Genomic DNA, 14187 nt, shown 5'->3' with positions numbered 1-14187 from the left:
GAACTGCATCGGCGGCCTCTGTTTTCAGACAAAGCTTTCCTGCGGCCGCTCCCCGCTTCAGTTCAGATCGGTGATTGCCATGGCAACTTTACATACCCGCTCCGCTGCGCGCCTGATGATTGCGCCCTCCGTGCTGCTGCTCTTTGCGTGGATGATCGTCCCGCTGGCGATGACGATCTATTTCTCGCTGCTAAACTACAATCTGCTCAACCCCGGCATGGAAAACTTCGTCGGTTTCCTGAACTATGAATATTTCCTGTCCGACCCGGCCTTCATCGCGGCGCTGATCAATACGCTGCTGCTCGTCGCCGGCGTCCTGTTGATCACCGTCATCGGCGGCATCGCCTTTGCGCTGTTGCTCGACCAGCCGATGTACGGCCAGGGCATCGTGCGCATCCTGGTGATCGCGCCGTTCTTCGTCATGCCGACGGTGGCGGCGCTGGTCTGGAAGAACATGTTCATGAACCCGGTCAACGGCCTCTTTGCCCATCTTGCCAAGGCGCTCGGCCTGCAGCCGATCGACTGGCTGGCGAATGCGCCGCTGTTTTCCGTCATTCTCATCGTCGCCTGGCAATGGCTGCCCTTTGCCACCCTCATCATGCTGACGGCGCTGCAGTCGCTCGACGAGGAGCAGAAGGAAGCAGCCGAGATGGACGGCGCCGGGCCGATCTCGAAATTCATCTATATCATCCTGCCGCATATGGCCCGTGCCATCACCGTGGTGATCCTGATCCAGACAATCTTCCTGCTTTCGGTCTTCGCCGAAATCCTCGTCACCACCAATGGCGGGCCGGGCACCGACAGCACCAACCTTACCTATCTCGTCTATGCCCAGGCATTGCTGCAATTCGATATCGGCGGCGCATCGGCCGGCGGCATCGTGGCTGTTATCCTCGCCAATATCGTCGCGATCTTTCTCGTGCGCCTCGTCGGCAAGAATCTGGAGGCTTGAGATGGCCAGAAAAGTCACAACGAAGCGCAAGCTCATCGTCACCGCGATCGCCTGGACGCTCGGCATTCTGATCTTCTTCCCGATTCTGTGGACCTTCCTGACCAGCTTCAAGTCGGAAGCCGACGCCATCGCCTCGCCGCCGCAGTTCCTGTTCTTCCACTGGACGACGGAGAATTATGCCGAGGTGCAGAGCCGGTCGAACTATCTCAGCCACTTCATGAACTCGGTGATCATCTCCTTCGGCTCGACGCTGATCGGCCTGATCATCGCGATTCCGGCCGCCTGGGCCATGGCGTTTTCGCCGACCAAGCGGACCAAGGACGTGCTGATGTGGATGCTGTCGACCAAGATGATGCCGCCGGTCGGCGCGTTGATCCCGATCTACCTGATGTTCCGCAATTCGGGCCTGCTCGATACGCGCACCGGCCTTGTGATCGTGCTGACGCTGATCAACCTGCCGATTATCGTCTGGATGCTCTACACCTACTTCAAGGAAATCCCCGGTGAAATCCTCGAAGCGGCGCGTATGGACGGGGCATCGCTGATGAAGGAGATCGTCTACGTGTTGACGCCGATGGCGGTGCCCGGCATTGCCTCGACGCTGCTTTTGAACATCATCCTCGCCTGGAACGAGGCGTTCTGGACGCTCAACCTCACCGCCTCCAAAGCGGCGCCGCTGACCGCCTTCATTGCCTCCTATTCCAGCCCCGAAGGCCTGTTCTATGCCAAGCTGTCGGCGGCATCGACGATGGCTATCGCGCCGATCCTGATCCTCGGCTGGTTCAGCCAGAAACAACTCGTCCGCGGCCTGACCTTCGGCGCAGTGAAATAAGATAAAGGGAGAGAAACATGGGCAGCATTACCCTTCAGAAGGTTTCCAAGGTCTTCGGCGAAGCCAAGGTCATCCCTTCGATCGATCTCGACATCAAGGACGGCGAATTCGTTGTCTTCGTCGGTCCGTCGGGCTGCGGCAAGTCCACGCTGCTCAGGCTGATCGCCGGGCTCGAGGACGTTTCCGGCGGCAAGATCGTCATCGACGGCCGGGACGCCACCGAAAAGGCGCCGTCGGAGCGCGGGCTTGCCATGGTGTTCCAATCCTATGCGCTCTATCCGCATATGAGCGTGCGCAACAACATCGCCTTCCCGCTGAAGATGGCGGGCGTCGACAAGGCGGAGATCGACCGCAAGGTGACGGATGCCGCCCGGGTGCTGAACCTTACCGACTATCTCGAACGCAAGCCGCGCCAGCTGTCCGGCGGCCAGCGCCAGCGCGTGGCGATCGGCCGGGCCATTGTGCGTCAGCCTTCGGCCTTCCTGTTCGACGAACCGCTGTCGAACCTCGATGCGGCACTGCGCGTCAACATGCGCCTCGAAATCAGCGAGTTGCACCAGCAGCTGAAGACGACGATGGTCTACGTCACCCACGACCAGGTCGAGGCGATGACCATGGCCGACAAGATCGTCGTGTTGAACAGGGGCAATATCGAGCAGGTCGGCTCGCCGCTCGAGCTCTACAGCCGCCCGCGCAACCTGTTCGTCGCCGGCTTCATCGGCTCGCCGAAGATGAATTTCATCAAGGGGCAGAACGCGGCTCAGCTTGGAGCGCATACGATCGGCATCCGTCCCGAACATATGCTGCTGTCGATGGAGAGCGGCGACTGGAAGGGCAGGGTCGTGGTGGCCGAACATCTCGGTTCCGACACCTTCCTGCATATCGATGCCGAAGACATCGGCATGGTGACGGCGCGCGGCAGCGGCGATTTCGCCGCAAAGGCCGGTGATACCGTCTACCTGACGCCCGACCGTTCGCGTATTCACAAATTCAACGAGGGCGGTCTTGCCATCTAGGGCGGACTGCCGGGCTGGGGGCAAGCATGCGAGCCGGACGATGGCGCCCGGCCGTCTTGGCAAGACCTTCAAGAGGACTGGAACATGACGTGCAAATTATCGCTGGCAACGCTTTCGGACGTGGCGCGCACTGCCGCCATCCCTTGTTATGACAGGGCGTCGCTGAAAGCCGGCATCGTGCACTTCGGCGTCGGCAATTTCCACCGTGCCCATCAGGCGATCTATCTCGACGATCTCTTCAACGCTGGCACGGATCACGACTGGGCGATCGTCGGCGCCGGCGTGCTGCCGTCGGATGCCGCTATGCGCGAAAAGCTTGCGGCACAGGATTTCCTGACGACTGTGGTCGAGCAGGACAACAACAAAACGGCGGCGCGCGTCACCGCGCCGATGATCGATATCCTGCCGGTCGGCGATCCCGCCGCGATCATCGCCAGGCTCGCCGATCCCGAAATCCGCATCGTCTCGCTGACGATCACCGAGGGTGGTTATTTCATCGATGCATCGGGCCGATTCAATCCGGCCCATCCGGCGATCGCCGCCGACGGGCAGAATCCCGACGCGCCGAAGACGGTGTTCGGCCTGATCGTTGCCGGCCTGAAGGCGCGCAACGCCAGGGGTATCGGTCCCTTCACTGTCATGTCCTGCGACAATATTCCCCATAACGGCATCGTCACCGCCAATGCCGTGGTCGGCACGGCTGCCCTTTCGGATCCCGGTTTTGCCGACTGGATCCGGGAAAATGTCGCCTTCCCGAACGCGATGGTCGACCGCATCACGCCTGCAACCGGCCAGCGGGAGATCGATTTCCTCAGGGACAATTTTGAGATCGAGGACAATTGGCCGGTCTATTGCGAGGAATTCAAGCAATGGGTGCTGGAGGATAAGTTCACCGCCGGCCGGCCGGCGCTGGAAAAGGTCGGGGTGACCTTCGTTCCCGATGTCACGCCCTACGAGCATATGAAGATCCGCATCCTCAATGGCGGGCATGCCGCGATCGCCTATCCGGCGGCGCTGATGGATATTCATTTCGTCCATGATTCCATGGAGGATCCGCTCATTCGCGCTTTCCTTGCCAAGCTCGAAAACGACGAGATCATTCCGATCGTGCCGCCGGTGCCGAACACGTCGCTGACCGAGTATTTCGCCCTGATCGAGCATCGCCTGCTCAATCCGAAGATTGCCGACACCATTCCGCGTCTGGCGCAGGACGGTTCGAACCGTCAGCCGAAATTCATCCTGCCGTCGACGCTCGACAATCTGCGCCAGGGCAAGGATGTCGTCGGCCTGGCGCTGGTTTCTGCACTCTGGTGCCGTTATTTCGCCGGCAAGACCGATAGCGGCAAGGATATCGTCTTCAACGACGCCAGCGCCGAGCGCCTGCATGCAGCGGCGCTGAAAGCCAAGGACGATCCTTCAGCCTTCCTCGTCTTCGACGACGTTTTCGGCGAAGTGGCAAAATCCGAGCTTTTTCGCAAGCGTTTTGGCCATGCGCTTAAAACCCTGTGGGAAAAAGGCACGCGGGAGACGCTGCAACTCTATCTCGACGGCAAGCTCGCAGTGTAAGGGAAATTGGATGGCGGTGTCCGCTGCCGTCATCCGTCCGGCCTTGCGAGCGAAGCGGGACGGTGACGCGTCCGAATTAAACTCAGGTTGGGTCTTTCATGGCTGATGCTGAACCACGGCTGGTCATCTTCGATTGCGATGGCGTGCTCGTCGATAGCGAGCCGATCTCGATCAGCGTGCTGGTCGCGGCGATGAACGATCTCGGCGTCTCGATCACCGAAGACCAGGCCTATGAGCGCTTTCTCGGCCGCAGCCTGTCGACGCTCATCGATACGCTGGAAACCGAATTCAACGTCCACGCCGGCGAGGAATTTCTCGAGCGGATTCGCACCGATCTTTACGCCCGTTTCCGCACGGAACTGAAGCCGATCGACGGTATCGCGGCGACGATCGACGGGCTTGGTGTTCGCTGCTGCGTCGCCTCGTCCAGCCAGATGGAGCGGATTCGGCTGTCGCTGTCCGTCACCGGGCTACTCGACCGGCTGCCCGACATCTTCAGCGCGACGATGGTCAAGCGCGGCAAACCGGCGCCCGATCTCTTCCTGCATGCGGCGCGTGAAATGCAGGTCCAGCCGGCGCATTGCCTCGTCGTTGAGGACAGCCCGGCCGGCATTGCCGCCGCCAAGGCGGCCGGCATGACGGTCTTTGCCTTCACCGGCGGATCGCACGCCAACTTCGCCGGATATCGCGCCGAACTCGATCGTCTTTCGCCTGACGTGGTGTTTGACGCCATGCCGGATTTGATACACCTTGTCCGCAACCATAAGCTGGACGGGACCAAGATTTGATGCGTGATCATGTGGTTGCGGTGGATATCGGCACGGGCAGTGCGCGCGCCGGCGTCTTCAATGCACGCGGTCGCCTGCTTGCCAAGGCCGAACATCCGATCGTGATGAACCGGCCGCGCGAAAACCATGCCGAGCACGATTCCGAAGATATCTAGTCCGCCGCCTGCATGGCAGTGCGCCGGGCATTGGAGCAATCCGGCATCGATCCCGCCGCGGTCGGTGCGATCGGCTTCGACGCCACATGTTCGCTTGTCGTGCGTGACGTCCAAGGCGGCCAGATCAGCGTTTCGACAGGCGGTGAGACACGCTTCGACACGATCGTCTGGCTCGATCACCGGGCGCTGAAGGAAGCCGATTTCTGCACGGCGACAGAACACCGGGTGCTCGAGCATTCCGGGCATGTGATGTCGCCCGAGATGGAAATGCCGAAGCTGATGTGGCTAAAGAAAAAGCTGCCCGCCACCTGGGAAAAGGCCGGCTATTTCTTCGATCTCGCCGACTTCATGACGTGGAAATCGACCGGATCGCTTGCTCGTTCGCGCTGCACGCTGACGGCGAAGTGGAACTATCTCGCTCATCTCGAAAAGGGCTGGCAGCAGGATTTCCTGGAGCGGATCGGCCTCGATGACCTTCAGGCGCGCGGCCACCTGCCGGATGAGACCACGCCTGTCGGCGGCAGCGTCGGCCGGCTGACAGCGGAGGCGGCCGAGGCGCTCGGGCTAACGACGGACTGCGGCGTTTCGGCCGGCATGATCGACGCCTTTGCCGGTGCGCTCGGTGCGCTCGGCGGCTACGCTGCCGATCCTGTAGAACGTGAGCGCCAGCTGGCACTGATTGCCGGCACGTCGAGCTGCATCGTTGCCTTCTCCAGGGAACGCAAGCCGAGCCATGGCATGTGGGGTCCCTATTACGAGGCGGTCTTCCCGCAATCCTGGCTGGTCGAGGCCGGGCAATCGGCAACCGGGGCACTGCTCGACCACATCGTGCGCATGCATGCGGCCGGTGGCGAGCCGACGGCGGCGCTGCATCAGAAGATCGTCGCGCGCATTGCCGAATTGCGGGCCGAGGAGGGCGATGCTTTCGGCGCGCGGATTTTCGTGTTGCCGGATTTTCACGGCAACCGCTCGCCGCTCGCCGATCCGCATGCCGTCGGCGTCGTCAGCGGGCTGACGCTCGATAGCTCCTTCGACGGGCTCTGCACGCTCTATTGGCGCACCGCCGTGGCGATTGCGCTCGGCATCCGCCACATTCTGGAGAAGATGAAGGAATACGGCTATGTGCCCGATACGCTGCATATTGCCGGCGGGCATGTGAAGAACCCGGTGTTGATGGAGCTCTACAGCGACGCCACCGGCTGCAAGGTCGTGGTGCCGAAGATGAACGAGGCGGTGCTGCTCGGCACGGCGATCGCAGCATCCGTCGCTTGCGGCTTGCATGGGGATCTGGCCGCAGCCGGCGAGGCGATGTATCCGGGCGGCGACGAACGGCTTCCCGACAAAGCGAAACAGGCGCTTTATGACCGCGACTACCGGCGTCTTCTCGCCATGCATCGGCACCGCGCCGAGCTGGAAATGATGGATTAAAGCATGTCGCGCAAAAGTGTGCAGCGGTTTGCGCCAACGACATGCGTAAAAACAAAGACCTAAAGCACGTCACATGAATCAGGTTTGATGCGACGTGCTTTAGAGCAATTCCAGGAAAAGTGCGAAGCGGTTTTCCGTCCGGAATTGCGCAAAAACAAAAGGATAGAGCGGTTCTGCGCTTCCGTTAAAAGCTGAACCGCACAAGCCGCCAAAAGCGCCGTGTTCAATCGGATTAGTGGTTCGCCGTCTCACCGAGGACGGTCGCGAATTCCATCATGCGGCGGCGGCGAAGGGCGGCCTCTTCCCCGACTTCTAGGATGACCGATTCCGACAGGCAGTCGAGCAACGCGATCAGCGGTGGAAGATTGTCCAGATCGGGCGCGCGCGCGGGCGGCAAGGGCAGCATCACATTCGACTGATCCGCCATCCAGTCCGCTTGCTGCGGTGAAATGAGCACGACCTTATAGCCGTAGCGCCGAGCGGTTCGGGCAAGCAGGCGCGCCTTGGCGAAGCGGCGACAATCGATGATGACGAGCAGCGCGTCGTCGACCGCCAGCCGGGCGAAGAGTTCGGCAAAACGGTTGTCGGCGCCGTCGAGCGTGCGCACGCCGTCACGGGCTTGCGTCAGCCGCTGGCAGAAATGATGGGCAAGGCTCGCCAGCCGGGCATGCGTGGCGATCGATATTTCGCGGGCCGTGCTGATCAAGCTGACGGCTTCGGACCAGTGCGGCTGCGCCGTCAGATGATAGATATGGTGGAGCGCCTGGATCTGCTCGGCAACCAGCACGGCGAGCGGTTTGCCCTCCGCGGCGTCCTGATGCAGCTCGCTCATGGCGCTTTGCAATTGCGCCGGCGATGTCGTCACGGTCTCGCGTATCTCTACTTTGACGCTGTCCAATCCCTGGTAGCCGAGCGCGCGCAGGAAGCGCCCGACGGTCATCGGCGACAGATCCAGCCGGTCGGCGACGGACGCCGCTGTCTCGAACGGCAGGTCGTTCAGGTGTTCGGTGAAATATTTCGCGATACGGCGTTCGGCCGGCGTGCCGGTTTTTGCGTATTGCCTGAGTTTTTGCACAAAGTCTTCCACATCAGCCTCCCCCGTTTTTCCTCAGAGGCGTTCCGCGGACGCGCTGTTGCGACCCCTCGTCTTTGCAACTATTTCGGAAGCTGCTTCTCAGGCTCATGCATATTTGGATACGTAACAATACTATATTAGCATTTAATTTTCGACAAGTTTTCTATTACCACATGCAATTTTATTCTCTCTTGTGGCCGGTCTCCATCTTTCCTACATCTTCCGCGCAACCGGAGACGCCTGAGACAATGATTCTTGCCGCCGCTCGATTATCGCTCGCCAATTTGTTCGCGCCGGAAACACGCGCAGTCTTCTGGAAAGTGCTCGGCCTGACAGTCCTCGTGCTGGTCGGTCTGTGGTTCGCGCTGCGTGGGGCCTTCATGGCTTTCCTCTTTCCCTGGCTGACGAGCTTCTTTCCCGATGTGCCGGATTGGGCGGGATGGCTCGCTTTCATCTTCGCGATCCTTGCCGGTATCGGCCTTGCGCTGATGCTGGCGCTGCTGCTTTCGCCGGTCACGGCGCTGATCGCCGGCCTGTTTCTCGACGATGTCGCCGAAGTCATCGAAAAACGCGACTATCCCAAGGACGCGCCGGGCACCGCCATGCCGCTCGGCCCGGCGATGGCAAGCTCGATCAAGTTCCTCGGCGTGGTGATCCTCGGCAATATCGTCGCCTTGCTGCTGCTGTTCATCCCCGGCGTCAATCTGGTCGCCTTCTTTCTGGTGAACGGCTATCTGCTTGGACGGGAATTCTTCGAATTCGCCGCCATGCGCTTCCGTTCGCCTCAGGAGGCGCGGCTTTTCCGCGCCAGACATGCTTCCACCGTCTTTCTCGGCGGGCTGGTGATCGCCCTTTTCCTGGCGATCCCGTTCGTCAATCTTCTGACGCCGCTCTTTGCCGCCGGCATGATGGTGCATCTGCACAAGCTGATTTCTGCACGCGACACCTGAGGCTCAGCCGGGCAGGGCGGAGCGTCGTACATCGCTGCAAATTCGGCGCTCGGCGGCATCGGTATGATGATGTCGATCAGCACGCCGTTCGGATCGGCGGTGATGAAATGCCGCTGGCCGAAATCCTCATCGCGGATCTCCCGCAAAATCGGCAGGCCGGCGTTCCGGCAGGCCGCATAGATCGCGTCGACATCGGCGACCTCGAAATTGAGCAGCAGGCCTGAAATCTTGCCGCGGGCGATGGCCGGGATGGCCTCGTGGCTGCCATTGAGGATGGCAAGGGCGATATTCGTCGAGAAAGGTTATGCCGAAACGGCGACGCCGGAGATCGTGACGGAGGCGGGTGTGACGCGTGGCGCGCTCTATCATCATTTTGAAGATGAAGACAAGAAGGCGCTTTTTCGCGCGGTGGTCGAATGCTAGGCGCAAGCGGTAGTGGTGGCGATCGATGCCGAGAATGCGGAAGCGACGCTGCAGGCAGGCCTTGCCGCCATGCTTCCGGAGGCCGGCGCTATGCTCGACCCGCTGACGTCGATGTTATCGGCGGGGCCTTCGACCGCGCGGCGATTGCGATCGAGGCTGGCGCGGAAAGGGGTCACTACGAGCAGGCGATCGCTGTTCTACTCGACGGTCTCGCCGATCACCTGCGGCGGTAGCTCGACGAGCGGCGCCGCCACATCCCAGCTCTTTTCCGGCGATTTGCAGATATCGGCGATGACGCAGCGCTCACATTCCGGACGGCGTGCCTTGCAGGTATAGCGTCCGTGCAGGATCAGCCAGTGATGGGCGTGGTAGAGGTAGTGTTGCGGAATCACTTTCATCAGCCGGGCCTCGACTTCGTCGGGCGTTTTGCCGGGGGCAAGCCGGATGCGGTTAGCGATGCGGAAGATGTGGGTGTCGACGGCCATCGTCGCCTGGCCGAAGGCCATGGACAGCACGACGTTGGCGGTCTTGCGGCCGACGCCCGGCAATTTCACCAGTTCGTCACGCGTTTCCGGCACCGTACCGCCGAACTCATCGACCAGCATCTGCGAGAGCGCGATGACGTTTTTCGCCTTGTTGCGATAAAGGCCGATCGTCCTGATATAGTCGCGCAGCCGCTCCTCGCCGAGTTCGAGCATCTTTTCCGGCGTATCGGCAACCTTGAAGAGGGCGCGTGTCGCCTTGTTGACGCCGACATCGGTGGCCTGCGCCGACAGTGCGACGGCGACGACGAGGGTGAAGGGATTGCTGTGCTCGAGCTCGCCCCTCGGTTCCGGCCGCTGCACCGAGAAGCGGCGGAAGATCTCCTCGCGCTCGGCCAGTGAATAGGCGGTCTTCACCGCCGCCGCCGGTTTGCGGCGGGCGATCACATTCGAGTTTTGCGACGGTTTGCCAACGGATTTAAGTTTCGGATTCGCCATGGGGAATCTATACTCACCGGCTATGATGGAAAGCAACGCCAACAGCTCCAACGAGCAGCCTGTTTTCGCCGCTGCGCTTTTCCCCCACCGGTCGCTCGGCCGCCGGGGCTTCAAGGTGTTGCTTGCCTTATCGGGTGCGGTCTGTTTTCTCTACGGCATGTTCTTCGTCGCGACCGGCGCCTGGCCGATCGGCTTCTTCTTCGGTCTGGACTTCGTGCTTCTCTATGGCGCCTTCTGGCTGAGCTACCGCTCCGGAAGGGCCCGCGAGGAGGTCACGGTGTCGCGCACGGATGTTTCGGTGCGCAAGTTTGCGCCGTCGGGGCGGATGGTGGAGCATCATTTCAATCCGTTCTGGGCGCGCTTCCGCGTGCGCCGGCACCAGGAGATCGGCATCCTGTCCATGCATATTTTCGGCGAGGGCCGGCGCACGGATATCGGCTCCTTCCTCAATCCCGATGACCGCGAAAGCTTCGCCAAAGCCTTCAAGGGAGCGCTCGCGACGGTCAAGCAGCGGATCTGAGACTATCAGGCGCGCGCAAGAATCGGGTGGTTTACCCCGGGCCTATTGATTATCTCCTTGTGACAAGGAGAAAGACCATGGATATGATTGCGAACCTGCAGACAGACATCACGCCTGAAGGCCCTGATTATGATATCGTCCGTCGGGTCATCGAACTCATCACCGAGGACTATCGCGACCAGCCTTCGCTGGAGGCGATCGCCGCGCGGCTCAATCAGTCGCCGACGCAGTTGCAGAAGACCTTCACCCGCTGGGCCGGTCTGTCGCCCAAAGGCTTCCTGCAGGCGGTGACGCTCGACCACGCCAAGCGGCTGCTGCGCAGCGAAGACATGCCGCTGCTCGAGACGTCGATCGAGGTCGGCCTCTCCGGGCCGAGCCGGCTGCACGACCTTTTCGTCACCCATGAGGCAATGTCGCCCGGCGAATGGAAGGCCAAGGGCGGCGGTCTCACCATCCGCTACGGTTTCCACATCTGCCCTTTTGGCATGGCGCTGATCCTGGTGACCGACCGCGGCCTTGCCGGCCTCGCCTTCAGCGATTCCGGCGATGAGAGGGCCTGCCTCGAGGATATGACCTGCCGCTGGCCGAACGCCTCTTATGTCGAGGACCTGCAGGCAACGGTGCCCTATGCCGCCCGTATCTTCGAGCCCGGCAAGTGGTCTTCCGAACAGCCGCTGCGCGTCGTGCTGATCGGCACCGACTTCCAGGTGCGTGTCTGGCAGAGCCTGCTGAAGATCCCGTTCGGCAAGGCGGTCACCTATTCAGATATCGCCAGCGATATCGGCCGGCCGACGGCGCAGCGCGCCGTGGGTGCGGCGGTCGGGGCAAACCCGATCTCCTTCGTGGTGCCCTGCCATCGGGCGCTCGGCAAGAACGGCGCGCTGACGGGCTACCATTGGGGCCTCACCCGCAAACGGGCAATGCTCGGCTGGGAATCGGCGCACGCCTGATGGCGTTTCCCGGGGCGGAGCGGCCGTCGTTTCCACTTACGTCGTTCGCTATCGCTCTGACACTTCTTCCCGCTGGGGCGAAGAGACGGGCGGCGCGGTCTCTGCCACTTCGAGCAGCGCCCGTGCGGCACTTTCATCGGTGATCAGCGTGTTGCAGCCGATGCGCTTGATCGTGGCGCGGATCGCCACGGCCCGGTGGGCGCCGCCGGAGGAGAGCACGATATGTTTGGCCTCCTTCAGCGTGTCGAGATCGACGGACATGACGCGACGATTGATCGAGTGGTCGACCGAATTGCCATCCTTGTCGAGGAAGTTGAACATGGTGTCGCAGACGCAGCCGGCATCGATCAGTTCCTGCAACTCGGCCTTGGAGATCCAGCCCTCCGACAGCGAGGTCGAATGCGGGCCGATATCGCCGCAGCTGACGATCGCCAGGTCGAGATTCTCGGCCAGACGGTAGATCGTGTCCAACCCGCATTTCTCGATCAGATTGCGTTTGGTCTCGATGGAATCAACGAGAAGCGGCGCCAGGAACATGTAACATTCGGCGCCGAGCTGATTTGCCAGCCGCCATGTGTAATCGATCGGGTTGGTCTGGTGCACGGCGACGATGCCACCGAGCAGCGAAACGACCTTGCAATTGGTGCGGCGCGGCGGCCGGAAGCTCGACAGCGAGGCGGTCATGGTGCGGCCCCAGCCGACGCCGATGGTGTAGTCGTCGGGGATGGCTTCGGAGAGGAACTGGCCAAGCGCCAGGCCGACATTTTTCGCCAGCGCATTGACGTCGCCATTGAACGGTGCGGGCACGACGATCGCCTCGTCGAGGCCGTAGGCGCGCTCCAGCTTCACCGAAAGTTCAACGCAGTCGCCGATCGAATCGTTGATCCAGATCTGGACTTCGCTGCGCTTCATCGCCTCGTCGAGCAGGCGGATGACGGTGGTACGGCTGATGCCGAGCTGTTCGGCGACGTCTTTCTGGGTCAGCCCCTCGTTATAATAGAGCCATGCCGCCCTGAGCCGCAGCGAGGATGCCTCGGAATAAGCCGTGTGTGTGCCGCGTTTGAGCTTGACCACATCGCCTCCGCACGAATTCGCCCCAGATCCCCCCTGGGATGAAAGGCGTGACGTCATTTTGTTGGGCGGATAATGACGGGTGTGACACTTATGTCAATTGAAATGCACAAATGTCCTTGACTTTTCCCTGGGCGAATGTCGATAGTCCTGACGACACAAGTCGTTCTTGTCCATCGAGGAGGACATAGTGCGGGCATCCCGAAAGTCACGACCGGCCTTCCAGCCGCAGGCGGCATCGCTTGTGTTCGAGCCGCCGTTCGCTGGCGGCCGGAACATGGCGACTGTGCTTCACGTTTATGAATCATCCGTGACGGATGCGCGCATTTTCGCCTGCAGCTTGCAAACAACCTGTCGGTAGATCACCTTTGCCGGGCGGAACGCGCGCCGGTCGCAGCCCAAGTTCAACAAGGATTATTGACCATGACATCCAAGCTTGACCAACTTCGCGAGATTACCACCGTCGTCGCCGATACCGGCGACATCGAGGCCGTTGCCCGCCTGAAGCCGGTGGATTGCACGACGAACCCGAGCATCGTGCTGAAGGCGCTCGGCACGCCGATGTTCGCCGACGCCATCAAGGAAGCCGTCGCCTGGGGCAAGAAGCAGGGCGGCAATCCTGAAGCCGTTTCATCGGCCGTCGCCGATCGCCTCGCCATCTCCGTCGGCGCCGCCCTGGTGAAGCTCGTCCCAGGCCGCGTCTCGACCGAAGTCGACGCCGATCTTTCCTTCGATACCGAGGCTTCGCTTGCCAAGGCGCGCGCGATCATCGCCGCCTACAAGGATCGCGGCATCGATCAGGACCGCATCCTCATCAAGCTCGCCTCCACCTGGGAAGGCATCCGCGCCGCGGAAGTGCTGCAGAAGGAAGGCATCGACTGCAACCTGACGCTCCTCTTCAGCAAGGCCCAGGCGATTGCCTGCGCCGACGCCAAGGTATTCCTGATCTCGCCCTTCGTCGGCCGTATCCTCGACTGGTACAAGAAATCGACCGGCAAGGACTTCACCGCCGAGGAAGATCCGGGCGTCATCTCCGTCCGTGAAATCTACAACTACTACAAGGCCAACGACATCAAGACGATCGTCATGGGCGCTTCCTTCCGCAGCGCCGGCGAAATTGAAGCCCTTGCCGGCTGCGACCGCCTGACGATCAGCCCGAACCTGCTCGACGAGCTCGCCAAGGATGAGGGCAAGCTGGAGCGCAAGCTCTCGCCTGATAGTCGCAAGCCGGATCCGAAGGTCTCGGTCGACGAGAAGACCTTCCGCTGGCTGATGAACGAAGACGCGATGGCGACGGAAAAACTCGCCGAAGGCATCCGCGCCTTTGCCAAGGATCTGGGAACGTTGCGCAGCATGGTGCAGAAGGAACTGCAGCTCGCCGCCGCCTGATAGGCACGGCATGCAATCGCAGGCGCGGCTGCCGGCTGGCAGGCGCGCCTTTTTCGTGCTGTTATCAAGGGCATATGCTGTCGGAGACCGAT

General features: G+C 61.4%; 12 protein-coding genes and 3 pseudogenes. 11 read left to right on the top strand and 4 right to left on the bottom strand.

What is annotated here, in order from left to right:
* Nucleotides 1-79 precede the first annotated feature (79 nt).
* The 6 genes and pseudogenes from QMO82_RS20220 (at nt 80) to QMO82_RS20195 (ending at nt 6737) form a co-directional block, all read left to right on the top strand.
* Nucleotides 80-952, top strand: a complete 873-nt coding sequence (locus tag QMO82_RS20220) for a carbohydrate ABC transporter permease (RefSeq protein ID WP_183609656.1) — start codon at nt 80-82, stop codon at nt 950-952.
* 1 nt (nt 953) lies between these two features.
* Nucleotides 954-1784, top strand: coding sequence for a carbohydrate ABC transporter permease (locus QMO82_RS20215; RefSeq protein WP_018483649.1), 831 nt, complete (start codon nt 954-956; stop codon nt 1782-1784).
* Between the two features lie 17 nt (nt 1785-1801).
* Nucleotides 1802-2800: an ABC transporter ATP-binding protein gene (locus tag QMO82_RS20210; protein ID WP_183609418.1), complete on the top strand. Its 999-nt coding sequence runs from the start codon at nt 1802-1804 to the stop codon at nt 2798-2800.
* A gap of 84 nt (nt 2801-2884) precedes the next feature.
* On the top strand, nt 2885-4366 hold the full coding sequence (locus tag QMO82_RS20205; RefSeq protein ID WP_183609419.1) for a mannitol dehydrogenase family protein: 1482 nt from the start codon (nt 2885-2887) through the stop codon (nt 4364-4366).
* Between the two features lie 98 nt (nt 4367-4464).
* Nucleotides 4465-5154, top strand: a complete 690-nt coding sequence (locus QMO82_RS20200) for an HAD family phosphatase (RefSeq protein ID WP_183609420.1) — start codon at nt 4465-4467, stop codon at nt 5152-5154.
* Nucleotides 5154-6737, top strand: a pseudogene (locus QMO82_RS20195) (FGGY-family carbohydrate kinase). Before QMO82_RS20200 ends, QMO82_RS20195 begins: the two are co-directional and overlap by 1 nt.
* Before the next feature lie 232 nt (nt 6738-6969).
* Here QMO82_RS20195 and QMO82_RS20190 read toward each other — a convergent pair.
* Nucleotides 6970-7824: a MurR/RpiR family transcriptional regulator gene (locus tag QMO82_RS20190; protein ID WP_183609422.1), complete on the bottom strand. Its 855-nt coding sequence runs from the start codon at nt 7822-7824 to the stop codon at nt 6970-6972.
* A gap of 236 nt (nt 7825-8060) precedes the next feature.
* Here QMO82_RS20190 and QMO82_RS20185 point away from each other — a divergent pair, with 236 nt between their 5' ends.
* Nucleotides 8061-8762: a sulfate transporter family protein gene (locus QMO82_RS20185; protein ID WP_183609423.1), complete on the top strand. Its 702-nt coding sequence runs from the start codon at nt 8061-8063 to the stop codon at nt 8760-8762.
* A gap of 23 nt (nt 8763-8785) precedes the next feature.
* On the opposite strand, the pseudogene QMO82_RS20180 reads toward QMO82_RS20185, so the two are convergent.
* Nucleotides 8786-9052: pseudogene (locus tag QMO82_RS20180) on the bottom strand (VOC family protein); the annotation flags it as partial.
* On the opposite strand from QMO82_RS20180, the pseudogene QMO82_RS20175 reads away from it, so the two are divergent.
* A pseudogene (locus QMO82_RS20175) lies at nt 9003-9418 on the top strand (helix-turn-helix domain-containing protein). The pseudogenes QMO82_RS20180 and QMO82_RS20175 sit on opposite strands and share 50 nt — an antisense overlap.
* Here the strand turns inward: QMO82_RS20175 and nth are convergent.
* A complete protein-coding gene (gene nth, locus QMO82_RS20170; RefSeq protein WP_183609424.1) occupies nt 9383-10165 on the bottom strand; it encodes an endonuclease III in 783 nt (260 codons plus the stop codon). The pseudogene QMO82_RS20175 and the gene nth sit on opposite strands and share 36 nt — an antisense overlap.
* A 22-nt stretch (nt 10166-10187) precedes the next feature.
* Between nth and QMO82_RS20165 the strand changes: the two genes are divergently transcribed.
* Entirely contained in the window at nt 10188-10685 is a 498-nt protein-coding gene (locus QMO82_RS20165; protein WP_183609657.1) for a DUF2244 domain-containing protein, read from the top strand.
* A gap of 77 nt (nt 10686-10762) precedes the next feature.
* On the top strand, nt 10763-11635 hold the full coding sequence (locus QMO82_RS20160) for a bifunctional helix-turn-helix domain-containing protein/methylated-DNA--[protein]-cysteine S-methyltransferase (RefSeq protein WP_183609425.1): 873 nt from the start codon (nt 10763-10765) through the stop codon (nt 11633-11635).
* A gap of 48 nt (nt 11636-11683) precedes the next feature.
* On the opposite strand, the gene QMO82_RS20155 is transcribed toward QMO82_RS20160, so the two are convergent.
* Nucleotides 11684-12709 (bottom strand): sugar-binding transcriptional regulator, encoded by a 1026-nt coding sequence (locus QMO82_RS20155; RefSeq protein WP_183609426.1) that lies wholly within the window; start codon nt 12707-12709, stop codon nt 11684-11686.
* Between the two features lie 420 nt (nt 12710-13129).
* Between QMO82_RS20155 and tal the strand changes: the two genes are divergently transcribed.
* Nucleotides 13130-14095: a transaldolase gene (tal, locus tag QMO82_RS20150; RefSeq protein WP_097618150.1), complete on the top strand. Its 966-nt coding sequence runs from the start codon at nt 13130-13132 to the stop codon at nt 14093-14095.
* The last annotated feature ends 92 nt before the right edge of the window (nt 14096-14187 follow it).

The sequence above is a fragment of the Rhizobium sp. BT04 genome (genome assembly GCF_030053135.1).
In the GTDB taxonomy this organism is placed as follows: Bacteria; Pseudomonadota; Alphaproteobacteria; order Rhizobiales; family Rhizobiaceae; genus Rhizobium; species Rhizobium binxianense.
The sequence above is the reverse complement of the archived record's forward strand: the minus strand, read 5'-3'. Positions and strand labels throughout refer to the sequence as shown.